Below are 25,172 nucleotides of genomic sequence, written 5' to 3'. Positions count from 1 at the left end.
CCGGCGCTCAGACCAACCCGAGGTCACGCGCGCGCATTGCGGCATGGGTCCTGTTGCGGGCATCGAGTTTGCGCGACAGCGTCTTCACATGAAGCTTGATCGTGACTTCCTGAACGCCAAGATCCCGCGCTATTTCCTTGTTGGACTTGCCCCCGGCGATCCCGCGCACGACCTCGACCTCGCGGGGGGTCAGGCTGTGGGTCATGTTGGCCAGCGCATCCTCGGGCATATAGGTGCCGCCCGAGCTGAGCACCTGGACCGCACCGACCAGATCGGCGGGCGCCAACGTCTTGGGGATGAACCCGGCCGCGCCCAGCTCCATCGCCTGGCGGGCGACCTCCGTGCTGGCGGCGCCAGAGATCAGCGCGACGGGAACGTCCGGCGCCAGGCCACGGACTTGCTCGATTCCATCCAGGGATTCCATCCCCGGCATGCGGTAATCCAGCAGAATAAGGTCGAACTCGGGATCCTGCGCCAGGGCTTCGCCTGCTTCGGTCATGTCGGACACGGGGAAAACCTCAAACCGGTCGGTTTGTCGAAGATAGGCGGCGATGGTTTCGCGCACGAGTTCATGGTCGTCGGCGATCAGGATCTTAACCACAGCGGCGATTCCCCTTTTTTATTATTGTCTAACCTACCCAAAAGTAGAGTGCACGTCTTTAGAACTTGCTGCTACGTTCACGGACCATCAAGGATCTGCGTTTAAACAGAAATTATGAACATTCTCCCTGCAATTCCCCGGATAGGATCGAAGATGACAGTGAGTTTCCACCGTTTTGTCCGCACGGCTTTGACCTTGGTCATGGCTGCGGCGTTGTTCGCGCTCCCGGCGCAGGCCGTCGACCTGCCCGCGGCGACCTCGGACCCGGTTCTGACGATCACGATGGGAGACGATGTCTATCCTCTCGACTCGGACGGCCTGCGCGCCCTGCCCGCGGTCGAGTTCACGACCACAACCATCTGGACGGAAGGGCCCCAGACCTTCGTAGGTCTGCGTGTGACCGAATTGCTGGAGCGTCTGGGGGTCGACAGCGGCACGCTGACGCTCATGGCCGCCAATGATTACCAGGTGGATGTCGATGTCAGCAGTTTCGAACCGGATGGCGCGATCCTGGCCTATGACCGCAACGGTCGTGCCATGGGGTTGCGGGACAAGGGGCCGGTCTGGATGGTGTACCCCTATGACAGCGATTCGAAATTCCGCTCCGAACTGATCTATTCCAATTCGATCTGGCAACTCGACCGGATTATCGTCACGCGCTGACAATGTGACACCTGACTGACCTGGCGGAGCCGGCGCATGACCGACGACAAGGCCCCCGCGACACAGCAGACGGAGCCAAGAGAAACCTTTGGCACCGACAGCGGCACACGTCGGAGCGAAACACCTGCCACCAAGGTGTCCAGCGCCGGTTTCACGAATGCCCGTATTGACGAATTGTCCCGCATAAGCCTGCAGAACAGGTTTCTGGTTCGCGTCGTCTTCCTCGGTGCGATCATTGCCATCACCGCGGTCGTCGTCGGCTACCTGCTGACCGACGTGCGTGCCAAGCTGGCGGAACTGACGTCGTCGCCACAGGACAACGTGCAATGGACCCTTGCCCAGTTTGAGGTGGAGTACCTGCAATTCGCGCTGGAACTGGAAAGTGCCCAGAACGAAACAGTGCCGTTGGACGATGTACGTCAAAGGTACGACATCCTCTATTCCCGGACGCAAACCCTGACCGACAGCCAGATCTACCGCGCGGCCTTCAGGGAACCTGCGCTGAAGGCGGAATTGACGGTGCTGGCCCGACGGTTGTTCGCGATGGCCGATCTGATCGACCAGACCGACGCTGACCTTCGTGCCTCTCTGCCCGTTCTGCGGGACGAGATGGACAACCTCCGCCCCCTCACCCGCAGCGTCATGACCCAGGGCAACCACCAATTGTCCATCCAGTCCGACGAGGCGCGGAAGGATATGGTGCAGGTACTCTCGCGCCTCGTGATTGCCGCGACCGTTCTGTTGATCACCCTGGTCGCGATGGCATTTTCCTTCCGGCGCATGGCCCAGACATCCGATGCCCGCCTGCGAGAGAACCTGGCCACGTCGGCTCGTCTTGAAACGATTTTCTCGACCTCGCGCGACGCGATTGCCGTGCTGGATTCCGCCGGTTGCATCGTCAACCTGAACCGCTCGGGGAGCGAGATGTTCGGGCTGAAGGATTTCGATGTCCGCGGTCGACGCATCGGTCGCCTGCTGACGCGCCGCGGCGATGACGGCTTCGTGCCCATCACCGGAAGAGAGCTGTTCGAAGCCGCCGCTTCAGGCCGCAAGACGGGTATCCGCCTGACCGGGCGGCGGCGCGACGGCTCCGAATTCCCGGTTGAGATCACGATCGACATCTCGACCCGCGAACGCACCCCGATCTGCGTCTGCGTGATCCGTGACATCGTCCACCAGGCCGCCGCCGAATTCGCGCTGAAGGAATCGCGGGACAAGGCCCGTGCCGGCGAACGCGCCAAGGCACGGTTCCTCGGCGTCATCAGCCACGAGATGCGGACCCCCCTGAACGGTATCCTCGGCACGATCGACCTGATCAAGGAAGAGGCGAGCAAACCCGACGCCCGCGCCAGCGAGTTGTGCGACACCTACCTGCCTGTGCTGCAAAGCTCCTCCCGTAACCTGTTGACGCTGGTCAATGACGTGCTCGACCTGACCCAGATCGAAAGCGGCGTGCGGGTGATGCCGCGCCCCTTCGATGCCGATGCCCTTATTGAGGGGCTGATCGCGGCCGAAATGGGACGGGCCCGCGCTCAAAACAACACGATCGAGGTGACGAGCGAAGCCCCGATCGGCTGGGTCCATGGCGACCCGGATCGCCTGCGCCAAGTGCTGGGCAACATCCTTGCCAACGCGATGAAATTCACCCGCGACGGCTCCGTCTCGATCGACGCGGTGCGGCTCGACGGGGACGAGGTGGAATTTCAGATCGTGGATACGGGGATCGGTATGTCCGACGCCGACCGGGAGCGGATTTTCGAGGATTTCTTCCGCACCAACGCAGCTGTCCATGGCCAGATCCAGGGTACCGGGCTGGGGCTCGGCATCGCGCGCAACATCATCGACGCCCTTGGCGGAGAGATCGGCGTGGAAAGCGAGGAAGGCGAAGGATCGCTGTTCTGGGTGCGTGTTCCCCTGCCCCCGACCGCCGCCGAAATGCCCGGACAAGCCGTGGCCATCGCAGATGAAACGGTCACTCCCTGCAATATCCTTGTCGTCGAGGATAACGCGACCAACCGCTTCATCGCCCGCCGCCTGCTGGAAAACGACGGTCACAAAGTGACCGAGGCAATTGACGGGGCCGAGGGGGTCGCCGCCGCGCTGAAGGATGCCTATGACCTGATCCTGCTGGATATCTCCATGCCCGTTATGGACGGCATCGCCGCCGCGCAGGAAATTCGGCGCCAGCCCGGTCCCAACCAAACGTCCCGCCTCGTTGCGCTGACCGCGCATATCGAGGGCGGGTTGGACAACCAGCGCACCGCCAGGATCATGGACGCCGTGCTGCATAAACCCCTTGATCGGGAGGAGCTGCGCCGCCAGATCCGTGCCTGCCACGACAACCATACCGTGCCCGGCCTAGTGTCCATGACGCCGCCCCGCAATGCCCTCGACGACCTGCTGGACACGATCGACCCCGAAACCGCGCGACGCCTGATCGACGGGTTCATCACCGAGGCGGATGCCAAGTTGCCGGACCTGCTGACCCGCGCAACCACCCCGCGCGAGACATCCGATATTCCCCTGGCGAACGATCTGCATGCGCTCGCCGGAGCCGCGACCAACTTCGGCGCAAGCGAAATGCACCTGCTTTTGATCCGGGCCGAGGCCAGCGAACGCGAGGGCCAGACCAGTACGACGGCGGATCTGGTGGAAGAGGCAGCCGCGCTCTGGCCCGACCGTCGCGCGATCCTAATCGAAGCCCGCCCCGACGCCGCGTCCCTGACCGCGCGGTCAGATAGAGCTTGACCGAAGACCCGGGATCGGGACACTAGACCAAGTGGTCTATTGATGAGGTTTGCCATGTATGACTGGAACAATCCCGACTTGTTGGCGCGTCTGAATTCCGGCTCCGCACATCAGGGGTTCAACCAATGGTTCGGCGCCGAAGGGCTGGCCGCCGGGGATGGCAAGGTCGAGATCATCGCTCCGATCCGCCCCGAAATGCTCCAGCATCACGGCTATGTGCATGGTGGCTGCCTGTCGGCGCTGGCCGATATGGCCTGCGCCTGGGCCGGCGCCGCGGCTTCTGACAAGGATGTCGTGACCTCGAATTACTCGGTGCATTTCCTCAGCCCCGCCACCGGCACCTTGCTGCGCGCCAAGGCACACACGATCCGGTCCGGCAAGACGCTCGCCACGGTCGAGGCTGAGGTCTGGACCGAAGATGATGGACGCGACCCCAAGAAGGTCGCCGCCGCCATGGCCTCCATCGCGATCCTTCCCGAAAGACGGCCGCGCGCCGCATGACCCGCCAAGGCGAAGAAACCCGCCAGCGGCTGATCCGCGCCGCGCTGGCCCTGTTCCAGTCCCAAGGCTATCACGCCACCGGGATCGCGCAGATCCTGTCTCATGCAGGCGTGCCCAAGGGGTCGCTCTACCACCATTTCCCCGAAGGCAAACAGGCGCTTGCGGTCGCCACCGTTGATTTCCTGGCCGAGGAGATGGCCGGCCGCTTCGCCCGCGCGACCGAGGGCGGCATCCCGGCGGAAAAACAGATCTCGCGCCTTTTCACCGATACGGCCGCCTGGCTGGAAGGACATGATTACAGCCAGGGCGCGTTGATCTCGTTGCTGGCGCAGGAGGTCGAAACCGGCGAAACCGCCCTCCGCGCCCGCGTGGCCAAGGCCTATCGTGAGGCGACCACCCAACTGGCCGAAGCGCTGGAAACCGGCGGCGCATCGGCACCGGAGGAATTGGCGACCACCGTGCTCGCCGCCCTCGACGGCGCCATGGCGCGGGCGCGCGGCCAGCGCTCTACCGTCGCCCTGCACCGGGCCGGGGATATCCTGTCACGGGTGGCGCGGGCCGGCTGATCCGGCCCCGCAAATGTCAGGCAAACAGATCGTGGGCCAGTTCCAGCGCCTCGATCAGCACGTCGACCTCGTCGCGCGTGTTGTACATCGCGAAAGACGCACGGCAGGTGGCGTTCAGCTCAAGATGCTGCATCAGCGGCCCGGTGCAATGCTGCCCGGCCCGTACCGCCACGCCCTTTTTGTCGAGGATGGTCGAGATGTCGTGCGCATGCGCCGCCCCGTCCAGCGTGAAGGAAAAGATCGCACCCTTGCCCGGCGCCTTGCCCTGCACCTGTAGCCAGTTCAGACCATCCAGCCGCGATTGCGCATATTGGGTCAGGTCGCGTTCATGCGCCGCGATCGCCTCCATTCCGATGGAGGTCATGTAATCCAGCGCCACCCCCATGCCGATCGTCTGCACGATGCCAGGCGTACCGGCCTCGAACTTCATCGGGGCGTCGGCCCAGGTGACGTTGTCCTTGGTCACCTCGCGGATCATGTCGCCGCCGCCCATGAAGGGCCGCATCTCGGCCTGCCGTTCGGCCCGGGCATACATCGCGCCGGACCCGGAGGGACCATAAAGCTTGTGACCGGTGATGGCGTAGAAGTCGCAGCCGATCTGCTGCACGTCGACCGGGCCGTGGACCGCGGCTTGCGAACCGTCGATCACGCTGACGATCCCCCGCTCCCGCGCGGCAGCGCTGATCGCGGCCACGTCGACCACGGTGCCCAACACGTTGGACATATGGGTGACGCAGACCATCTTGGTCCGCGGCCCCATGGCGTCGATCACCTTCTGCGGATCCAGCGACCCGTCCGGTTCGATATCGACCCATTTCAGAACCACACCCTGCCGTTCCCGCAGGAAATGCCACGGCACGATATTGGCGTGGTGTTCCATGACCGTCAGGATGATCTCGTCCCCGGCCTCCAGCCGCGGCGCGGCCCAGGCGTAAGAGACGAGGTTCAGCGCCTCTGTCGTGCCGGTGTTGAAGATGATCTCTTCTTCCGACCCGGCATTCAGGAAGTTCGCCACCTTGGCCCGCACGCCCTCGTACTTTTCGGTCGCGAGGTTGGACAGGTAGTGCAAGCCCCGATGCACATTGGCATATTCCTGCGAATAGGCTTGGTTGATCGCGTCGATCACCACCTGCGGCTTCTGGGCCGAGGCGCCGTTGTCGAGGTAGACCAGCGGCTTGCCGTTGACCTCTCGCGAGAGGATCGGGAAATCCGCGCGGATCGCGTTCACATCGTACATCAAATTCCTCCTGCCGGGACACCAAAGCCAAGCACGGCCATCAGAACGGACAGCACCACGATGATGCCGAAAAAGGTCATGACCATCACGCCCACGGATTTCAGCACGTCGATGCCGTGCGCAACGGCGATGAAATTGGCCAGCACCCACAGCCCCCAGAACCCCGCGACAAGCGCCACGAGCGACCCGAGCACCGGGATAACAAGCGAGATCACCGTGATCGCCAGTTGCAGGCCAAGCCGCAGCAATTGCAGCCAGACCATGATAGTCAAAATGGTACGCAGATCGCCGGAGCCGCCCAGCACGCGGCCGGTCATCACCAGGAACTGCACCGTGATCGTCAGCGCGACGCCGATGAAGATGGCCAGCATGACCGGCGACGCGGCGAGGTCGGGAAGGATCAGGCCCTGCGCCGCCGCACCGGGCAGCAGGATGCCGTAGAAGATACCGTTCAGCACCGAAACCAGCACAAGCCCGGTCCAGAGCGTGCCGGTGTCGTAGCCCAGGTCGATCACCCTGCGCGCCGCCATACCGGGCTTGGTCACCGTTTCGACCACCAGCGCCTTGAACATCTCGCCGTTCATACGCGTCCCCTTTCGACCGCCATCAGACCGGCCAACCAGAACCACAGAAAAATGCCGAGCGCCAGAAGCCCCGTCACCTGGGACTGCGCCGTCTCGCCGGCAAAGCCCTGCATCAACCCGTTGAGAAGAAAGACCGGCCCCGACGCCAGCAGCGCCCAGAACAGTGCCATCCGCGCGGCATGATACGTGCCCTGCCCGCCCAGCATACGGCCGATCAGGTGGCTGACCCCCGCCAGCGCATAAAGCACCAGCGGCACGATAAAGACCACGGCCAGCAAGGACCCGCCCAGCAGCATATCCAGCGGCGCATCGCTCAGATGGGCCTCCCGCGCCAGGCGGGGCCATTGCGCGATGTAAAGCACCACGCAGCCGGCCATCAGGATGGCCAGCGCGCGGTCCTCTCTCTGCCCCCCGGCCAGCCGGCGGCCCAGAACGGGCACCGGCCCCCGGTAGGTGGCCGCGATATCGGCAAGAACCGACATCAGTCGCGACGGCGGTCCAGCCAGGCCGAGATACGCTCGACGATCTCGTCCGCCAGGCCCTGGTCGTCGATCTCCTGCACCGCTTCCGCGAGGAAGGCGATGGTCAGCAGGTCGGTCGCCTTGCCCTCCGGCACCCCGCGCGAGCGCAGGTAGAACAGGCCTTCCTCGTCGATCGCGCCCGAGGTGGAGCCATGCGAACAGGCCACGTCATCGGCGTAGATCTCAAGTTCGGGCTTGGCCAGGAACTGGCTGTCCCCGTCCAGCAGCAGCGACTGGCTGATCTGGTAGCCGTCAGTCTTCTGCGCGCCTTCCTTCACCAGGATCTTGCCCTGGAAGACGCCAGTCGCACCGTTGCGCAGCACCTTCTTGAAGACCTGGCGGCTTTCGCAATTCACCGCGTCATGGGTGACGAAGACCGTATCGTCATGGTGGAAATCGCCGTCACCGACACAGGCGCCGGCCACATGGGCCACCGCGTCGTCGCCGGTCAGCTCGATCACGCATTCGTTGCGGGTCAGCTTGCCATTGGCGGTGAAGGTGAAGCTCTTGAAGGTGCTTTCCTGTCCCAGCCGCGCGAAGATGTGGGTCGCCGCGTGACGATCGTGATCGCGGCCCTGGGCGCGCACATGGTGGAAGGTCGCGTTGTCGGCCACGTCGACCTCGAGCACCTTGTTGAACCGTGCGGCGGCGGGGCCGTTCTCCAGCAGGGTCAGCTCCGCGCCCTCTTCCAGCTTGACGCAATTATGCAGGATCGCGTCCGAAGTGTCTGAAACATGACGGTAAATCAGGGAAACGGGTTTCTCTGCCTTGCCGGTCACATGGATCAGGACGCCGTCCGTCGCATAGGCCGTGTTCAGTGCGGCCAGCGGGCGGACAACCGGGTCCTGACCGTTGGTTTCCAGTTGGCCGTAGAGGCCCTGCGCCCAGTGAATATCGGCCTCGGCCACCTCGGCCAGGCGGTCGATCTTGACCCCGGCCATGGCCGGATCGTCCGACGCCTCTGCATCAAAGACACCGTCCACGAAGACCAGCTTGACCCGGTCGACCTCACCGAAGATCGGGGCCTCGGCAGCCTCGAAGGCGGGCGCCGGCACCGGGTCCGCCTGGATCAGCGCGGTCGGGCGGGTGAATTTCCAATACTCGTCACGACCCTGCGGCAGCCCCATCTGGACCAACCGGTCCAGCGCGGCCTTGCGGGGCGCGGCCGACCAGCCCGAGGCCGGAACGGCACCAAGCGCCGTCAGCATCGTGTCGGTGGCATCCTGTTTCTGCTTGGGAAGTGCCATTACTGCGCGGCCTCCATGATGTCGGCGTAACCATTCTGTTCGACTTCCAGCGCCAGCTCGGGGCCACCGGTCTTCACGATGCGGCCATTGGCCATGATGTGCACGACGTCCGGTTTGATGTGGTCCAGCAGGCGCTGGTAGTGGGTGATGACCAGGAAGCCGCGGCCTTCGTCGCGCAGCGCGTTCACGCCGTCCGACACCAGCTTCATCGCGTCCACGTCGAGGCCGGAATCGGTCTCGTCCAGAATGCACATGCGCGGGCCCAGAACGGCCATCTGGAGAATTTCGTTCCGCTTCTTCTCACCGCCCGAGAATCCGACATTGACCGGACGCTTCAGCATCTCGGCGTCGATCTTCAGGGTCTTGGCCTTTTCACGGACGAATTTCAGGAAGTCGGTCGCCGACATCTCGTCTTCGCCGCGCGCCTTGCGTTGCGCGTTCAGCGCGGTGCGCAAGAAGGTCATGTTGCCGACGCCGGGGATCTCGACCGGGTACTGGAACGCCAGGAACAGGCCAGCGGCCGCACGCTCTTCGGGGTCCATGTCCAGCAGGTCCTCGCCCTCGAGCGCGGCAGACCCATCGGTGACCTCATAGCCATCCTTGCCCGACAGGACATAGGACAGGGTCGACTTGCCGGACCCGTTCGGGCCCATGATCGCGTGCACCTTGCCGGCTTCGACCTCCAAGTCGACACCTTTGAGGATCTGCTTGTCCTCGTCTTCCAGCTTCACGTGCAGGTTCTTGATACTCAGCATCTTCTTTTCCTTTCGACGGCGCCTTAGAGGGGGGCGCACATAAGTTCGATCGTGCGCAGGTAACGGCCTTTCGGGATCGACATCGGTTCGATCGCGAAGACGGCCATCCGGCCCACAATTTTCTGGGGTTCCCCAACGAACCCCTCCACGCGGCGATAGGCCTTGCGCGGGGTGTAATCGTCAAACAGCAGCGTCAGCGGCTTCTGCGTCGACAGCGCCGTTGCCAGCACACAGCCGACCCGGAACCGTCCGTCCACCAGAACCAGGTCCGGCGAAATCTCCTTGGCCCGTTCCCAGACCCGCAGCGGGTAAGACGGGAAACGGCGCCATTCCTCGGGGCCGGTGGGATAGCCCCAATCCTTGGTCGGCCCGATATCGGCGTGGAACACGTCGACGGGGCTTTTCCCGGGATTTTCCTTGAACCAGCGCTGCATCATGTCGGCCCAGTCACGGTCGCTTTCCACGCTGGTGATCGTCTTGCCATCCAGTTCAGACGCCACGACGGTCGACCCGCCCGATCCGTATTCCAGGATCTCGGTCGCCTCCGCATAGCGTTCGCGCAGGAACGCCGCCTCTTCAGGCGGGAGGGTCAGTTCGGGGCGCGCGACAGGGCCTTCGGACAGGAACTCCATCACTCCACCACCACGGCCGTGCCCGAGACGGACACCATCAGCATCGAATCCGCGACCACCTCGTAATCCAGGTCGATCCCGACCACAGCATTGGCACCCTGCGCCGCCGCCCGGCCCTCCAGTTCGCGCATCGCCGTGTCGCGGGCATCCTGCAGCTTGCTTTCGTAAGCGCCGGAGCGTCCGCCGATGATGTCGGTTATCCCGGCAAAGAAATCGCGGACCACGTTCGCGCCCATGATCGCCTCGCCCACCACGATGCCGCGGTAATCGGTGATCGTCTTGCCTTCGATGGTGTTGGTCGTCGTCAGGATCATGTCACTCCTCCGGAGCCAGCAGGTAATTGCAGTTCTTGGGGTTATGGCGGTTCGTCATCTCAACGCGGTAGCGATGTGCGGCCATCCACTCGGCAAAGGCCGCATCGTTTTCGCCGTCCACCTCGATCAGGATCAGCGGTCGGGCGCGGGCGATGGTCTGCTCCAGGCCGGCCAGCACCTTCATCTCCATCCCTTCGACGTCGATCTTGACCAGGTCCGGGGCCTCGGCCTCGAACAGGTCGTCGCCGGGATGCACCTGCAGATCGCCGCCCTCGGGCTTCATTCGGGTAGCACCAAGGTTGCGATCATGGCGTCCCATGAAATAGCCGCCCGCCGACACGTCCGACAGCCCGATACCAAGCGCGCCCATGTCGATGATCCCGCCCAGATCGTTGATCACCACATTGGCGACAAGCGGGGCCAGCGCCAGCGGGTTGGGTTCGATCACCACCACGCGCCCTGCCCCCAGCCGAGCGGCAAAGTACAGCGCGTGATTTCCGATATTCGACCCGATATCAATGGCATGGAAGCCGGGGCGCAGGTATTGCGACAGCGCAGACAGCTCGGCCTCCTCGAAGAATTCGCCGCGGCGCAGGCAGCGCTGGATCGGGTCCTTCTCGAAGTTGAGGCAGAAGTTCAGCCCACCCCAGTGCACGACTTCGAAGGGCGGGAACCGCACCGGGCGCCCCGCCTCGATCGCGGCCAGTGCGGCGGCGAGGTCGAAATAATCGGGACCCGTCAGTTCCGGCCGTGGCAGGTTCAGGCTCATGCCGCACCTCCCATGGCCGGGGCGCCGTTCAGCACCGCGTCGACATAGGCCTTGGACGATCCCGCCGCCAAAGCACCCCGTTCGGTCAGCACGTCGGTGACCAAGGCGGCCAGATCGACACTGCCAAAAACCGTGTCGGCCAGGATCGCGATATGTTTCAGCGCCTCGGTGTCCATCCCCTCCAGGTCCATCAGGCCCCGGACAAAGACCGCGTCGCCGTCGATCAGCTGCGACCGGTGCCCACGCTTCAGCCCGCCGATCGCCGGGCGGCGCAGCTTGACCGATTTCAGGAACAGGAACTTGTGCAGGTGGAACCCCGCCCCGCGCAATTCCCGCATCTGGTCGTCCAGCAGCGGCTGATCCTGGTAGAGCGGCAGCGCGGCCACCTCGGTGATCACCGCCAGCGCGCCTGCGACGATCCCGGGGCCGCTGCGGAACACGTCCACCTCGCTGCCCTGGATGTCGATCTTGATCAGGTCGGGCTGCGGCAGGTCGATCCCGTCCAGCGGCATCGTCTCCATCTCGACCGTTTCGCGCACGCTCATGCCGTGGCGGAAATGGCCGGTGAAAGCAGGCAGCGCGGGGTTCGGCTCCAGCAGAGAGGTAAAGCCGCTCTCGGCACAGATGTTCAGGCGCTTGGTGCCCTTGCTGCCGACCGCATGAGGCACGTAATGCTCAAGCGGGCCGGCGGCGGCGACCAGCTCGTCATAGGCTTCCTTCTGAGGCTCAAAGCCCCAGACTTCGCATCCTTCGACAGATAACAGCCCGCTATACGGGGTCGGCTCCAACGGATTGGCGCCGATATCGACGACACGGGTCAGCCGCTCGGGCTTCAACAGCCCGAGCAGGAACCGCGCGCGATCTGCATCAAAAGGTTCCGACATGCCTGCTCCAATGCGGCCTTAGCCGACCGACCCTTCCAGGGAAATCGCAACCAGTTGCTGCGCTTCCATGGCGAACTCCATCGGCAACGCCTGAAGCACGTCGCGGCAGAACCCGTTCACGACCAGCGCGACGGCCTCTTCCTCGTCCATGCCACGCTGACGGCAATAGAACAGCTGATCGTCGTCCACCTTCGACGTGGTCGCCTCATGCTCCACCCGCGAGGTGTTATTCTTCACCTCGATATAGGGCACCGTATGCGCGCCGCACTTGTCGCCGATCAACAGCGAGTCGCACTGCGTGTAGTTCCGGCTGTTCTTCGCCTTCGGGTGCATCGACACCAGCCCGCGATAGGTGTTCTGCGCCTGCCCGGCGCTGATCCCCTTGGACACGATCCGCGACTTGGTGTTCTTGCCAAGGTGGATCATCTTGGTGCCGGTATCGGCCTGCTGCCAGTTGTTGGTGATCGCGATGGAATAGAACTCACCCTGGCTGTCATTGCCGCGAAGGATGCAGGACGGGTATTTCCACGTCACGGCCGAGCCGGTTTCCACCTGCGTCCACATCACCTTGGACCGATCGCCCCGGCAATCGGCGCGCTTGGTCACGAAGTTGTAAATGCCGCCCTTGCCGTTCTCGTCCCCGGGGAACCAGTTCTGAACGGTGGAATACTTCACCTCGGCATCTTCCTCGGCGATGATCTCGACCACGGCGGCGTGCAGCTGACTGGTATCGCGCTGCGGCGCCGTGCAGCCTTCCAGGTAGGACACATAGGCCCCCTTGTCGGCGATGATCAGCGTCCGCTCGAACTGGCCGGTATTTTCGGCGTTGATGCGGAAATAGGTCGACAGCTCCATCGGGCAGCGGACCCCCGGCGGCACGTAGACGAACGACCCGTCCGAGAAGACGGCGCTGTTCAGTGTGGCATAGAAGTTGTCAGACACCGGCACGACGGACCCGAGGTATTTCTTCACCAGCTCGGGATGTTCGCGGATCGCCTCGCTGATCGAACAGAAGATGACGCCGGCCTTCTTCAGTTCTTCCTGGAACGTGGTGCCGACGGAGACGGAATCGAACACCGCATCCACGGCGACCTTGCGGCCCTCGGCGGGCGCGTCCTCGGCCCCCTCGACACCGGCCAGGATCATCTGTTCCTTCAGCGGGATGCCCAGCTTTTCATAGGTCGCCAGCAGCTTCGGATCGACCTCGTCCAGCGATTTGGGCTTCACTTCCATACTCTTCGGGCGGGCATAGTAATACTGCTTCTGGAAGTCGATTTCCGGATAGTCGATCATCGCCCAGTCCGGCTCTTCCTTTTCCAGCCAGCGGCGATAGGCGGCCAGGCGCCATTCGGTCATCCATTCCGGCTCTTCGTTTTTTTCCGAGATCAGGCGGACGATGTCCTCGCTCAGGCCGAGCGGGGCATATTCCATCTCGATATCGGTGTCCCAGCCGTACTTGTACGTGCCGACCGCCTTGACGGCATCCACCGTCTCCTGGTCGACACCGTCCTTGACCTGCACCTCGTCATTCGACTTGCGCTCATCCAAAGTGGTCATCTCAGCCTTCCTTCCTCTCGCGTGTCCTCGGGCCTTCAGGCAGCCCGGGCGCGGTGTTTTTCCCGTTGCGCCAGCCAGGCATCGGCAAAGCGCGTCATCTCGTCTTCCGTCGTGGTCGGCCCCAGCGACACCCGGATCGCCGATCCGGCCTGGTCCGCCCCGTATCCCATGGCCCGCAGGACCCGGCTTTCCTTCACCTTGCCGCTGGAACAGGCCGAACCCGCCGATATGGCAAAGCCCTTCAGGTCCATCTGCATCACCTGCGTCTCGCCCTTCCAGCCCGGCGATATCAGGCAGGAGGTGTTGGGCAGGCGCGCGGCCCCGTCCCCTGCAATCACTACGTCCGGCGCCGCGGACCGGATGCGTTGCTCGAACCCGTCGCGCAGCGCGCGGACCCGGTCCCAGGTCCCGTCTTCCAGCTCGGCCAATGCCGCCTCGGCGGCCGCACCGAACCCCGCAATGCCGATCACGTTCTCCGTGCCGGCGCGGCGCCCCATTTCCTGGCCACCCCCGGTCAGCATCGCCGGCAGGTCGATCCCGCGTTTCAGGATCAGCGCGCCGATCCCCTTGGGGCCACCGATCTTGTGCGCCGATATAAGCGCCATATCGCAGCCCATCCAGTTGAAGGCCACGGGAATTTTTCCCACCCCCTGGGTTGCATCGCAGACGGCCAGCCCCTCGGGCAGGGTCTGAATCACCCCGGTCTCGGAATTGGCCAATTGCACGGATGCAACCTTTTGATCGGCAATCTGCACGATCCCTTGGGCATCGACCGCATAATCTCCAACCAGATGACTGAAGACCGCGTCGTGCTCGACCTCCGCGCCATGCAGGCCTCTTCCATGCAGCGCCAGCGCCGCCGCCTCTGTCGCGGAGGAGGTAAAGACGATCTCGGCCCCATCGGCCCCCACGGCCCGCGCCACCTGCGCCCGGGCCTTTTCCACCAGTGCCTTGGCAGCACGCCCTTCCGCATGAACGCTCGACGGGTTCCCGCCCACATCCATCGCGGCGATCATCGCCGCACGCGCCTCGGGACGCAGGGGCATCGTGGCGTTGAAATCCAGGTAGCTCCGCATCATGCCGATGCCACCCCAGGCTTCATCTTGCCGGAAATACTCCGGGGGGTGAATTGAGCCGCAGGCTCAAGCGGGGGGCAGCGCCCCCCGTCCCCCGCCCGCCGCAGGCGATATGACAGACCCGCTCTCACGCCGGCTCATCCGCTTCGTCGACGACGGCAAACAGGTTCGGCACGGCCGGACAGGGCGCCAGACCGTTGCAGACCACGTCAGACAGTCGCGCCTGGTGCAGGAAGACGTAGACATGGGCGCTCAGCCCTTCCCACAACCGGTTCGTCACCGATTGCGCCCGCGACCCCGACAACCCGCCAGAGGCGCCCGCGCCCTTGTGCAGCGCGTCGATCGTCTCGTCCACGGCGCCCAGCACATCCGACACCCGGATGTCCGAGGCCGACTTGGCCAGCTTGTACCCGCCACCGGGCCCTCGCACCGACGTGACCAGCCCTGCGCGGCGCAGCTTGACGAACAATTGCTCCAGGTAGGGCAAAGACACGTCCTGACGCTTGGAAATCTCGGCCAGCGTCACAAGCGTGCCATCCGGCTGCAGGGCGATATCTGCCAACGCCACCATGGCGTAACGTCCCTTGGTACTCAGCTTCATGACACCCTCATGCGAATCGCGAATTCATTGACGCCGCCGGAACAAGCGCTTATCTCGCTTCCAGCCCTAACGCCAAGGCGTCCTGCCTCGGCTTTAGAATCTTTCTAAGGTGCTTGACTATATAGGTCAAGAATACGCGCCACACAGGAGACGTAAATGCCCGAGGTCATCTTCCCCGGTCCCGAAGGCCGCCTTGAAGGGCGCTACCATCCCCAGAAGGAACGCGACGCCCCGATCGCCATCATCCTGCACCCGCATCCGCAATTCGGCGGCACGATGAACAACAAGGTGGTCTACAACCTGCATTATGCGTTCCATCGCATGGGCTTCACCGTTCTGCGCTTCAACTTCCGCGGGGTCGGCCGCTCCCAGGGCGAATACGACCAGGGCGTGGGCGAGTTGTCCGATGCGGCCTCCGCACTCGACTACCTGCAGTCGATGAACAACAATTCCAAGCATTGCTGGGTCGCGGGCTTCTCCTTCGGCGCCTGGATCGGCATGCAATTGCTGATGCGCCGCCCCGAGATCACCGGCTTCATCTCGATCTCTCCGCCGGCCAACATGTACGATTTCTCGTTCCTGGCGCCCTGCCCGTCTTCGGGCCTGATCATCAACGGCACCGCCGACCGTGTCGCGCCCCCCGCCGATACCGAGGCGCTGGTGGGCAAGCTGCACGAACAGAAGGGCATCACCGTCACCCACGAACAGATCGAGGGCGCGGGCCACTTCTTCGAGGAGCCCTACATGGATCCGATGATCGGCTCCGTCACCGACTACGTGAAGCGCCGCCTGACCGAGACGACCCGCTAATGTCCTCCTCCCTCGACCGCATAGCCGCAAAGCTGGCCGAGGAGACCCTGGAGGTCATGAAGGAAACCGGCGACGAACGGTTCTACATGGAGGTCAGCCAGATGATCGGCGCGGCCTCCCAGACATTGGAAGAGGCGTACCTGACCGAGGTCCGGGTGCGCCTCGCCGCAAACAAGGCCATCGCCTTCATCCGCGCGCGCAAGAAATCCGCAGCGAAGTCCCAGGCAAAGCCTTCCGCCCCCGATCAATGACCGCCCCCGGCCCCACGGACCCGGACAGGCCCCGCCGCGGCGGGCTTCGCGCCGCGCTGGCCGTTCTGATCCTGCCGGGGTTCCTGCTGTCTTTCCTGCTCGCGCTTGGCGAACGGCACTGGCACCATTGCTTCATCCACATCAAGGGCGACGCGCCCGGCCTGCCGTCGATCTTCGCCCCTAGCGAATTCATTCCCGTCGTGCTGGAAACCGTCACGCCGCCCTTTTCGCATCCGCTGATGACGCTGCTGCATTTCGGGCCGTTCCTGCTCTTTGCGCTGTTTCTCTGGCTGGGACCCACGCGCCGGATCCGCCGCGCCATGTGGGTCAACCTCGCGCTCTTTCTCGTGACCTGCCTGCTGATCCTGCTGCCGCTCGACATGCAGCACGATTGCGACGAGGCCGGGCCGCAAGGCTGGCTCCTGCTCTATGCGATCCTGCCCGTCGGGCTGATCATGGCCCTGTCCACCCGCCTTTTCATTGCCTGGAGGTCCGATGACATCCCCCCGCCTTGACGCCCAGATGGCCTTCCTGACCGAGGCCGAAAAGCTCCGCACGATCCTGCGCGCCACGCCCATCGGCGACGGTTCCCGCCAGGAAAATTCGGGCGAGCATAGCTGGCACATCGCCCTCTACGCCCTGATCCTGGCCGAACACGCGCCCGAAGGCGTCTCCATCGACCGGGTGATCCGCATGTTGCTGATCCATGACATCGTCGAGATCGACGCCGGCGACGTCCCCATCTACCTGCAATCCGCCGACACCCAATCCGACACCGAAGCGGCCGAGCTGGAGGCCGCCAAACGCATCTTCGGGCTGCTGCCTGACGATCAGGCGGCCGACATGCTCGCCCTCTGGCAGGAATTCGAGGCGGCCGAGTCACCGGACGCCGTCTTTGCCAAGTCGCTCGACCGGTTCCAGCCGCCCAACCTGAACCTCGTCAACGGTGGCGGGTCGTGGAAAACCTACAATGTGACCTTCGACGAGCTGGATCGCCGTGTCGGCAAACCCGTCCGCCGCGGCGCCCCGACCCTCTGGAACTGGATCGCCCCGAAGATCCGGGCGGTTCTGCGCTAGTCACCGGGTCGGACAGCCCTCAGCCAACCGGTTTCGTCTGGTGCCACACAAGGGCCGCCCGCCCACGTGTCTGTCGCTGCCCTCAAAAACGTGCGGCTCATCGGAAACGTGGCAAAGACGCACTTTGCCCCGCCGTGCCCCTCAGGCCTTCGCCTTGGCCTTCTTCTTCACCTCGGCCACCTTCTCGGCCAGGTCGCGGGCGATGGCGAAGGCGCCCTTGATCTTGTCGGCGTCGTTCTTCCAGTCGCGGCGCACGACGATTTTGTTGTCCTTGACCTTGGCCAGCCCCTTCTGGGCCTGAACGAACTCAACCAGCCCCTGGGGCGAGGCGAACTTGTCGTTGTGGAACTGGATCGTCGCACCTTTCGGCCCGCCATCCAGCTTGGCGATCCCGGCCCGCTTGCACATCGCCTTGATGCGCACGACCAACAGCAGGGTGTTCACCTCTTTCGGCAGCTTGCCGAACCGGTCGATCAACTCGGCCGCGAAGCCCTCCAGCTCCACCTTCGTCGACAGGGACGACAGGCGGCGATAGAGGCCCAGGCGAAGGTCCAGATCGGGCACGTAATCCTCGGGGATCAGCACCGGCACGCCGAGGTTGATCTGCGGCGCCCATTGGTCGTCGCTCTCCGACAGGCCCTCCAGCTCGCCGGCCTTGATCTTGGCAATCGCCTCTTCCAGCATCGACTGGTAAAGCTCATAGCCCACATCGCGCATGTTGCCCGACTGCTCTTCGCCCAGCAGGTTGCCGGCGCCACGAATGTCCAGATCCTGAGAGGCCAGCGTGAACCCGGCGCCCAGCGTATCCAGCGTGCCCAGAACCCGAAGGCGTTTTTCGGCCGCATCGGTCAGGCGCACGCGCGGTTTCGTGGTCAGGTAGGCATAGGCGCGGGTCTTGGCACGGCCCACGCGTCCCCGGATCTGATAGAGCTGCGCCAGCCCGAACATGTCCGCCCGGTGCACGATCATCGTGTTGGCGCGCGGGATATCGAGGCCGGATTCGACAATGGTCGTCGCCAGAAGCACATCGAACTTGCCGTCGTAGAAGGCGTTCATGCGCTTATCCAGCTCACCCGCCGCCATCTGGCCATGGGCCACCACGTAAGAGATCTCTGGCACCTGGTTCTTCAGGAAATCCTCGACCTCGGCCAGGTCGGAAATCCGCGGCACCACGTAGAAGCTCTGCCCGCCGCGATAGCGTTCGCGCAGCAGCGCCTCACGGATCGTTACCCCGTCGAATTCGGACACGTAGGTGCGGATCGCCAGACGGTCGACCGGCGGCGTGCCGATGATCGACAGATCCCGCACGCCCGACAACGACAGCTGAAGCGTCCGCGGGATCGGCGTCGCGGTCAGCGTCAGCACATGCACGTCGGATCGCAGTTGTTTCAGCCGTTCCTTGTGGTTCACGCCAAAGCGCTGTTCTTCGTCCACGATCAGCAGGCCGAGGTTCTTGAACCGCACGCCCTTGGCCAACAGCGCATGGGTGCCCACCACGATGTCGACCGTGCCCTTGGCCATGCCTTCCCGCGTCTGCGCGGCGTCCTTCGACGACACGAAGCGCGACAGGGGCGCGACCTGTAGCGGGAAGCCCCGGAACCGTTCGGCAAAGCCCTGGTAATGCTGGCGCGCCAACAGCGTGGTCGGTGCGATCACCGCAACCTGCTGGCCCGACATGGCGGCAACGAAGGCGGCGCGCAACGCCACCTCGGTCTTGCCGAACCCCACATCGCCACAGACCAATCGGTCCATCGGGTGACCCGAGGCCATGTCGGTCAGAACATCCTCGATCGCCGACAGCTGATCGTCGGTCTCCTGGTAGGGGAACCGCGCCTGGAACGCGTCCCATTCCCCGCCCGGTGCCTCGAGGATCGGGGCGCGCCGCAGGGCGCGTTCGGCCGCCACGCGGATCAGCCGGTCGGCCATCTCGCGGATGCGTTCCTTGAGCTTGGCCTTCTTGGCCTGCCAGGCACCGCCGCCCAGCTTGTCCAGCAGCCCTTCCTCGTGGCCGTATTTCGACAGCAGCTCGATATTCTCGACGGGCAGGTACAGCCGCGCCTGTTCGGCATATTCCAGCACGAGGCATTCATGCGCCGCCCCGGCGGCGGTGATGACCTCCATCCCGTGATACCGCCCGATGCCGTGGTCCACATGCACGACCAGATCACCGGGGCTGAGGCTCTGGGCCTCGGTCAGGAAGTTCTCGGCCCGGCGCTTCTTGCGGGCCCCGCGGATCAGCCGGTCGCCCAGCACGTCCTGTTCGGAAATCACCGTCAGCCGACGGTCGCGCCACGGTCCTTCGAACCCGGCCTCCAGCGCCCAGACGGCCAGGTGCAGCCCGGTCTTGCCGATACCGCCCGCATCGCGGATATGCACCGCGCCTTTCAGGCCCTCATCCTCGATCAGCCCGTCCAGACGTTCCCGCGCCCCTTCGGAATAGGAGGCGATGACGACCGGACCATCCTGAAGCTTTGACTTCACATGGCTGGCCAAGGCGCCGAAAAGGCTGATGTTTTCCATCTGCCGCTCGGGCGAGAAACTGCGCCCCACGCGCCCGCCCGCATCCACCACACCGGGGCCGGAGGCACGCTGCAACGGCGACATCTGTACCACCCTTAGCGGCGCCACGGCGGCCTCCCAGGCGGCATCGTCCATGTAATGCAGCGCCGGCGGCACGGGCTTGTAGATCGAATCCAGCCGGTCCTTCTGCGCCAGGGCCAGGCGCCGGGTCTCGTATTGATCGCTCACCGCATCCCAGCGGGCCAGCCGCGCCGGGGTCACCTGCTCGTCCAGCATGACCGAGGCCCCGGGCAGGTAGTCGAACAGCGTCTCCAGCTTCTCGTGGAAGAACGGCAGCCAATGCTCCACGCCCTGGTGCTTGCGCCCCGCGCTCACCGCCTCGTAAAGCGGATCGTCCGTGCCCGCCGCACCGAACTCGATCCGGTAATTCTGCCGGAACCGGGTGATCGCGGCCTCGTCCAGGATGACCTCGGACACCGGGGCCAGCTCCACCACGTCCAGCTTTTCCGTGGTCCGCTGGGTTGCCGCATCGAAGCGGCGCGCCCCGTCCAGGACGTCCCCGAACAGGTCCAGCCGCACCGGCCCCAGCTCTCCGGGCGGGTAGATATCCACGATACCGCCACGGATCGCGTAATCGCCCGGCTCCGTCACCGAATGGCTTTGCGAGAACCCCATGCGCACGAGGAAATCGCGCAACGCGGCCTCGTCGATGCGGTTGCCGACACGGGCGGAAAACGCAGCCTCCCGCAGCACGTCACGCGCCGGGATCCGCTGGGTCGCCGCGTTGACGGTGGTCAGCAGGATGAACCGGTCGGGCATGCCATGGGCCAGCGCCGCCAGCGTCGCCATCCGCGTCGCCGAAATATCGGGGTTCGGCGACACCCGGTCATAGGCCAGGCAATCCCAGGCGGGGAATTGCAGCACAGGCATCGATGGGTCGAAGAACCGCAGCGCGTCGGCCATCGACGCCATGCGCTTGTCGTCCAGCGCCACATGCATGACCGGCGCACCGCGCTTGGCCACCTCCGCAAGAAGCAGAGAGGCGTCGAAGCCCTCGGGCGCGCCGCCCAGGGTGATCTTGTCGCCCGATTGTGCCATGTCAGCCTCCCAGGACGCCGATCGAGAAGTTCTGGAACATGCCCCACATCGTCGTCACGAAGATCGAGACCATGCCGATGAACTGCACCAGCATCCTGTGGTGATGCAGTTTGCGGTACAGCGTCTGCCCCTCGGGCCAGTCGGCCTTGAACTTGTAGGCCGTGCGCACCGACAATGCGCCCACGATGGACATCGGCAGCACCAGCAGGAACACCGCCTGTGCGAATTCCACGTCATAGCCAAAGCCCAGCACCGCCAGCGTCGTCAGCGTGAAACTGACCAGCACGATCAGCACCAGCCCCGACACTTCCGAGACATAGAGGATCCGCGTCGTGTAGATCCGCACCAGTTCGGCCACGTCATGTTCCGCCGTGCCGCCCTTGCGACGGGCCCGCGAGATCAGGTCCCACGGCACCCCCATGACCCAATGGCTGGCGGTCGACCACAGCACGGCCAGAGCGATCCAGAACCACAGGTTCGAAAAGCTCCGCATATCGATCACTTCGAATATCGTCTGCGTCAGGTCCAATCCGCTGCCCCTCTGGTATCGCCTCATCATCGAGGCCCTCAGCCCCGACCCGCGACATGGCGCGGCAAAGTGCCGGGATTGGCCCACTTGTGGTGTAGGCCATTCCATGCCACCCCTTTGGCGCCGGATCAAGATAAGGATGCCCCATGACACGCCTGGCTGCCCCGTTCCCCGCCGCCCGTTTCCGCCGCGCGCGAAAATCGCCTGCAATCCGCGCCTTGATGCAGGAAAACGAGGTCTCGGTGAACGACCTGATCTGGCCGGTCTTCCTGACCGAGGGCACCGATACCGAGGAACCCGTGCCCTCCATGCCCGGCGTCTATCGCTATTCCGTCGACCGGGTCGTCGAGGCCGCGAAGGAAGGCGCCGATCTGGGGATCCCCGCGATCTGCCTCTTTCCCTATACCCCGATGGAGAAACGCACCCGCGACTGCGCCGAGGCCTGGAACCCCGACAACCTGTCGAACCGCGCCACCCGTGCGATCAAGGCCGCCTGCCCCGACCTTGCGATCATGACCGACGTGGCGCTGGACCCCTACAATATCGACGGCCATGACGGCTTTGTCGTCGATGGCGTCATCCAGAACGACGAAACCATCGAGGCGCTGGTCAAACAGACGCTCAGCCAGGCCGAAGCCGGCGCGGACATCATCGGCCCGTCGGACATGATGGACGGCCGCATCGCCGCCATGCGCAACGCGCTCGAGGCCGGCGGCCACACCAACGTTCTGATCCTGTCCTATGCGGCCAAGTATGCCTCGGCCTTCTACGGCCCCTTCCGCGACGCAGTCGGTGCGACCGGGGCGCTGAAGGGCGACAAGAAGACCTACCAGATGAACGCCGCCAATTCGGACGAGGCACTGCGCCTCGTCACCCGCGACATCACCGAGGGCGCGGATTGGGTCATGGTCAAGCCGGGCATGCCCTACCTCGACATCTGTTCGCGGGTGAAGCGGGAACTTCAGGTGCCGACCTTCGCCTACCAGGTGTCGGGCGAATACGCGATGATCCAGGCCGCGGCGCAAAACGGCTGGATCGACGGCGACCGCGCCATGGCCGAAAGCCTGCTGGCCTTCAAACGTGCCGGTTGCGACGGCGTTCTGACCTATTTCGCCCCCGCCATGGCCCGCGCCCTGAACGGCTAGGCCCCGCCTGACCTCGCCCGGGACACAGCCTCGCGGATCAACGGACCACTATAGCTTCGGCAACGCTCTGCCGAGGCCACCATTGGTGGTGACACCCCCGCCTTGCCCTACTATACTGGCCCCAAGCCGGGGATAACCGGCGGGCCAAAAGGCCATATCGGGCAACCGGCGCAACAGGCGCCCCAGAACAGGCAGTGACATGAAAAATCTGAACCGGCGGGCCGTGACCCTTGCGGCGCTAGCAGCCATCGGGCTGACGGCAGCCTGCGGCAATGGCGTGGGCAACACCAACGCATCCACCATCGACGCCCGCGTCGATGCGACGCTCAACTACCTCTACACCAATTACCCCGAAGCCCGTGATGTTTCGGCGAAATCCGTGGCCACGCTGGTGATGCCGGTCATCACCGAGGCGGGCTTCGGGATCGGCGGGTCCTACGGGCGCGGCGCGCTCCGGATCGAGGGGACGACGGTCGACTATTATTCCGCCACCGCCGCCAATATCGGGCTGCAGATCGGCGCACAGCAATACGCGCATGTGCTGTTCTTCATGACCCAGGACTCGCTGGCGCGCTTCCGTCGCAACGATGGCTGGGCCGCTGGCGCGGATATCGAATACGCCTTCTCCGATGTCGGGGAAAACCTGCGCACCGATACCAACAACGCCTCTTCGCCGGTCGTGGCCTACCTCTTTGCCCAGGCCGGCGCGCGCATCGGCGCCACGCTGGAAGGCATCAAGTACACCCGGATCATCCCCTGATCCTTTCGGCGGGGCCATGTCCGGACATCGGCCCCGCCACCGCTGCATCCCCGCACTTTCCGACCTGACGCGGCATTTCTCTCTGGACGCCGGACGCATGTCAGGAAACACTCCGCCCGAAGATCGAAGACGGAAGATCAAAGGGAGGATCACATGTCGGATATAGCTGGAAAGCCGGGCGAAACCGGGGCGGATGCCCTCTGCGACACGTTGCTGGCCAATGACGTCGATGTGTGTTTCGCCAATCCCGGCACGTCAGAGATGCATTTCGTCGCCGCGCTGGACCGCAAGCAGCAGATGCGCTGCGTCCTGGGCCTGTTCGAAGGTGTCGTGACCGGGGCCGCCGACGGCTATGCCCGCATGGCCGAGAAGCCCGCCGCCACGCTGCTCCATACCGGGCCCGGCATGGCCAATGCCCTGGCCAACATGCACAATGCACGCCGCGCCTTTTCGCCCATGGTGAACGTGGTCGGCGACCATGCCAGCTATCACCTGCCGATGGATGCCGCGCTGACCTCGGACATCGACAGCCTGGCCCGGCCGATGTCGCAATACGTGCGCCGCATCGCGGGCGCCGACGATGTCAGCCCTGCCACCGCCGAGGCCGTCACCCACGCCATGCGCGCGCCCGGCGGCGTCTCCACGCTGATCCTGCCTGCCGACGCCGCCTGGGGCACAGCGCCCCAGACCGCTCCCGTGAAGGCCCAGCTGCGCAACCCGACCGCCGCCGATCCGGCCCGCGTGGCCGAGGCGGTCAAGCTGCTGAAATCCGGCGGCAAGACCGTGCTGCTGCTGACCGGCCGCGCCCTGCGCGCCGACGCTCTGGAAACCGCCAATGCCGTCGCTGCCGCCACCGGCGCGACGATCCTGGCCCAGCAGGCCAATGCGCGGATGGAACGTGGCGCCGGGATCGTACCGATCAACCGCGTGCCCTACCCGATCGACCAGGCCATCGCCGCGCTCGCGGATGTCGACAACCTGATCCTCGTCGGCGCGAAAAGCCCGGTGACCTTCTTCGCCTATCCCGGCAAGCCCTCCACCCCGCTGCCCGAGGGCTGCAACGTGACCACCCTGGCCGATCCCGGCGACGACCTGCCGGGCGCGCTCCAGGCGCTGGCCGAGGCGCTGAACGCCAAGCCCGCTCCGATCCCCGCCGCGCCCGCCATCCCGGATCTCGCCAGCGGTCCGCTGACGCCCGAAACCATCGCGATCACCGTCGGCCACCGCCTGCCGGAAAACGCGATCATCTGCGACGAATCCGTCACCTCGGGCCGGGATTTCTTCCGCTTCACCTGGGGCGCGGCCAAGCATGACTGGCTGCAACTGACCGGCGGCGCGATCGGTGTCGGCCTGCCGCTCTCTGTCGGTGCGGCCATTGCCTGCCCGGACCGCAAGGTGGTGAACCTGCAGGCGGACGGCTCGGCCATGTACACCAACCAGGCGCTCTGGACGATGGCGCGGGAACAGTTGGATATCTGCGTCGTGATCTTCTCGAACCAGCGCTACGCCATCCTGCACGGAGAGCTGAAGGGCGTCGGCGCCGGCGAGGCCGGCAAGAACGCGCGCCGCATGCTCGATTTCGACGAACCGGCGCTGAACTGGGTGCAGATGGCCAATGCCATGGGGGTCGAGGCCGCCCGCGCCGAAACCGCCGAAGGCTTCACTGATCTCTTTGAAAAGGCCACGAAAACCAAGGGGCCCTTCCTGATCGAGGCGATGATCTAGG

The 25,172-nt window shown here is 64.7% G+C and carries 26 protein-coding genes; 11 read left to right on the top strand and 15 right to left on the bottom strand.

Going from position 1 to position 25,172, the window contains the following annotated elements; all coding sequences use genetic code 11:
* Nucleotides 1-7 precede the first annotated feature (7 nt).
* Complete coding sequence (locus ATO9_RS16450) at nucleotides 8-601, bottom strand: response regulator transcription factor (RefSeq protein WP_043751716.1); 594 nt, start codon at nucleotides 599-601, stop codon at nucleotides 8-10.
* Between the two features lie 153 nt (nucleotides 602-754).
* Between ATO9_RS16450 and ATO9_RS16445 the strand changes: the two genes are divergently transcribed.
* Genes ATO9_RS16445 through ATO9_RS16430 form a run of 4 tightly spaced genes read left to right on the top strand, consistent with a single transcriptional unit; the run spans nucleotide 755 to nucleotide 5,079 of the window.
* Nucleotides 755-1,264 (top strand): putative pterin-binding protein, encoded by a 510-nt coding sequence (locus tag ATO9_RS16445; protein WP_052418406.1) that lies wholly within the window; start codon nucleotides 755-757, stop codon nucleotides 1,262-1,264.
* 36 nt (nucleotides 1,265-1,300) lie between these two features.
* Entirely contained in the window at nucleotides 1,301-4,012 is a 2,712-nt protein-coding gene (locus ATO9_RS16440; RefSeq protein ID WP_043751713.1) for a hybrid sensor histidine kinase/response regulator, read from the top strand.
* A gap of 54 nt (nucleotides 4,013-4,066) precedes the next feature.
* On the top strand, nucleotides 4,067-4,513 hold the full coding sequence (locus tag ATO9_RS16435; protein ID WP_052418405.1) for a PaaI family thioesterase: 447 nt from the start codon (nucleotides 4,067-4,069) through the stop codon (nucleotides 4,511-4,513).
* Nucleotides 4,510-5,079 carry a TetR/AcrR family transcriptional regulator gene (locus ATO9_RS16430; RefSeq protein ID WP_043751711.1) on the top strand — a complete coding sequence of 190 codons (570 nt, stop codon included), beginning with the start codon at nucleotides 4,510-4,512 and terminating at the stop codon, nucleotides 5,077-5,079. Before ATO9_RS16435 ends, ATO9_RS16430 begins: the two co-directional genes overlap by 4 nt.
* Before the next feature lie 16 nt (nucleotides 5,080-5,095).
* On the opposite strand, the gene ATO9_RS16425 is transcribed toward ATO9_RS16430, so the two are convergent.
* From ATO9_RS16425 to iscR, 12 genes are all read right to left on the bottom strand, one after another.
* Complete coding sequence (locus ATO9_RS16425) at nucleotides 5,096-6,316, bottom strand: aminotransferase class V-fold PLP-dependent enzyme (RefSeq protein ID WP_043751706.1); 1,221 nt, start codon at nucleotides 6,314-6,316, stop codon at nucleotides 5,096-5,098.
* Nucleotides 6,316-6,900 carry a Yip1 family protein gene (locus tag ATO9_RS16420; protein WP_043751704.1) on the bottom strand — a complete coding sequence of 195 codons (585 nt, stop codon included), beginning with the start codon at nucleotides 6,898-6,900 and terminating at the stop codon, nucleotides 6,316-6,318. The genes ATO9_RS16425 and ATO9_RS16420 overlap by 1 nt, the downstream gene beginning before the upstream one ends.
* Nucleotides 6,897-7,382, bottom strand: coding sequence for a YIP1 family protein (locus ATO9_RS16415; RefSeq protein WP_043751700.1), 486 nt, complete (start codon nucleotides 7,380-7,382; stop codon nucleotides 6,897-6,899). Before ATO9_RS16415 ends, ATO9_RS16420 begins: the two co-directional genes overlap by 4 nt.
* Entirely contained in the window at nucleotides 7,382-8,668 is a 1,287-nt protein-coding gene (gene sufD, locus ATO9_RS16410; protein ID WP_043751697.1) for a Fe-S cluster assembly protein SufD, read from the bottom strand. The genes ATO9_RS16415 and sufD overlap by 1 nt, the downstream gene beginning before the upstream one ends.
* Nucleotides 8,668-9,423 carry a Fe-S cluster assembly ATPase SufC gene (sufC, locus tag ATO9_RS16405; RefSeq protein ID WP_043751694.1) on the bottom strand — a complete coding sequence of 252 codons (756 nt, stop codon included), beginning with the start codon at nucleotides 9,421-9,423 and terminating at the stop codon, nucleotides 8,668-8,670. The genes sufD and sufC overlap by 1 nt, the downstream gene beginning before the upstream one ends.
* A 23-nt stretch (nucleotides 9,424-9,446) precedes the next feature.
* On the bottom strand, nucleotides 9,447-10,055 hold the full coding sequence (locus ATO9_RS16400; protein WP_043751690.1) for a hypothetical protein: 609 nt from the start codon (nucleotides 10,053-10,055) through the stop codon (nucleotides 9,447-9,449).
* Nucleotides 10,055-10,369: a heavy metal-binding domain-containing protein gene (locus ATO9_RS16395; RefSeq protein ID WP_043751687.1), complete on the bottom strand. Its 315-nt coding sequence runs from the start codon at nucleotides 10,367-10,369 to the stop codon at nucleotides 10,055-10,057. Before ATO9_RS16395 ends, ATO9_RS16400 begins: the two co-directional genes overlap by 1 nt.
* A gap of 1 nt (nucleotide 10,370) precedes the next feature.
* The gene (locus ATO9_RS16390; protein ID WP_043751685.1) at nucleotides 10,371-11,138 is read right to left on the bottom strand and encodes an FkbM family methyltransferase; all 768 of its coding nucleotides are present in this window, start codon (nucleotides 11,136-11,138) and stop codon (nucleotides 10,371-10,373) included.
* A complete protein-coding gene (locus ATO9_RS16385; RefSeq protein ID WP_052418404.1) occupies nucleotides 11,135-12,022 on the bottom strand; it encodes an FkbM family methyltransferase in 888 nt (295 codons plus the stop codon). The genes ATO9_RS16390 and ATO9_RS16385 overlap by 4 nt, the downstream gene beginning before the upstream one ends.
* A gap of 18 nt (nucleotides 12,023-12,040) precedes the next feature.
* Nucleotides 12,041-13,579 (bottom strand): Fe-S cluster assembly protein SufB, encoded by a 1,539-nt coding sequence (sufB, locus tag ATO9_RS16380; RefSeq protein ID WP_043751682.1) that lies wholly within the window; start codon nucleotides 13,577-13,579, stop codon nucleotides 12,041-12,043.
* A gap of 35 nt (nucleotides 13,580-13,614) precedes the next feature.
* Nucleotides 13,615-14,658 (bottom strand): cysteine desulfurase family protein, encoded by a 1,044-nt coding sequence (locus tag ATO9_RS16375; RefSeq protein WP_043751679.1) that lies wholly within the window; start codon nucleotides 14,656-14,658, stop codon nucleotides 13,615-13,617.
* Nucleotides 14,659-14,782: 124 nt separating this feature from the next.
* Complete coding sequence (gene iscR / locus ATO9_RS16370; protein ID WP_043751675.1) at nucleotides 14,783-15,256, bottom strand: Fe-S cluster assembly transcriptional regulator IscR; 474 nt, start codon at nucleotides 15,254-15,256, stop codon at nucleotides 14,783-14,785.
* Nucleotides 15,257-15,412: 156 nt separating this feature from the next.
* On the opposite strand from iscR, the gene ATO9_RS16365 reads away from it, so the two are divergent.
* The 4 genes from ATO9_RS16365 to ATO9_RS16350 are packed head-to-tail and all read left to right on the top strand — an operon-like array spanning nucleotide 15,413 to nucleotide 17,394.
* Nucleotides 15,413-16,066, top strand: a complete 654-nt coding sequence (locus ATO9_RS16365) for an alpha/beta hydrolase (RefSeq protein ID WP_043751673.1) — start codon at nucleotides 15,413-15,415, stop codon at nucleotides 16,064-16,066.
* Nucleotides 16,066-16,317, top strand: coding sequence for a hypothetical protein (locus tag ATO9_RS16360; protein ID WP_043751669.1), 252 nt, complete (start codon nucleotides 16,066-16,068; stop codon nucleotides 16,315-16,317). Before ATO9_RS16365 ends, ATO9_RS16360 begins: the two co-directional genes overlap by 1 nt.
* A complete protein-coding gene (locus ATO9_RS16355; RefSeq protein ID WP_043751666.1) occupies nucleotides 16,314-16,832 on the top strand; it encodes a hypothetical protein in 519 nt (172 codons plus the stop codon). The genes ATO9_RS16360 and ATO9_RS16355 overlap by 4 nt, the downstream gene beginning before the upstream one ends.
* A complete protein-coding gene (locus ATO9_RS16350) occupies nucleotides 16,813-17,394 on the top strand; it encodes an HD domain-containing protein (RefSeq protein WP_043751662.1) in 582 nt (193 codons plus the stop codon). The genes ATO9_RS16355 and ATO9_RS16350 overlap by 20 nt, the downstream gene beginning before the upstream one ends.
* 141 nt (nucleotides 17,395-17,535) lie before the next feature.
* On the opposite strand, the gene mfd is transcribed toward ATO9_RS16350, so the two are convergent.
* The gene (gene mfd / locus ATO9_RS16345) at nucleotides 17,536-21,012 is read right to left on the bottom strand and encodes a transcription-repair coupling factor (protein WP_043751659.1); all 3,477 of its coding nucleotides are present in this window, start codon (nucleotides 21,010-21,012) and stop codon (nucleotides 17,536-17,538) included.
* Between the two features lies 1 nt (nucleotide 21,013).
* The gene (locus ATO9_RS16340; RefSeq protein WP_043751657.1) at nucleotides 21,014-21,541 is read right to left on the bottom strand and encodes a hypothetical protein; all 528 of its coding nucleotides are present in this window, start codon (nucleotides 21,539-21,541) and stop codon (nucleotides 21,014-21,016) included.
* 146 nt (nucleotides 21,542-21,687) lie between these two features.
* Between ATO9_RS16340 and hemB the strand changes: the two genes are divergently transcribed.
* From hemB to ATO9_RS16325, 3 genes are all read left to right on the top strand, one after another.
* The gene (gene hemB, locus ATO9_RS16335; RefSeq protein WP_043751653.1) at nucleotides 21,688-22,686 is read left to right on the top strand and encodes a porphobilinogen synthase; all 999 of its coding nucleotides are present in this window, start codon (nucleotides 21,688-21,690) and stop codon (nucleotides 22,684-22,686) included.
* 199 nt (nucleotides 22,687-22,885) lie between these two features.
* Nucleotides 22,886-23,446 carry a lipid-binding SYLF domain-containing protein gene (locus tag ATO9_RS16330; RefSeq protein WP_043751651.1) on the top strand — a complete coding sequence of 187 codons (561 nt, stop codon included), beginning with the start codon at nucleotides 22,886-22,888 and terminating at the stop codon, nucleotides 23,444-23,446.
* A gap of 153 nt (nucleotides 23,447-23,599) precedes the next feature.
* Nucleotides 23,600-25,171: an acetolactate synthase large subunit gene (locus ATO9_RS16325; protein WP_043751647.1), complete on the top strand. Its 1,572-nt coding sequence runs from the start codon at nucleotides 23,600-23,602 to the stop codon at nucleotides 25,169-25,171.
* Nucleotide 25,172: the final 1 nt, after the last annotated feature.

The sequence above is a fragment of the Pseudooceanicola atlanticus genome, assembly GCF_000768315.1.
Lineage (GTDB): Bacteria > Pseudomonadota > Alphaproteobacteria > Rhodobacterales > Rhodobacteraceae > Pseudooceanicola > Pseudooceanicola atlanticus.
Note: the sequence above shows the minus strand (reverse complement) of the source record. Positions and strands in the feature narration are given on the sequence as shown.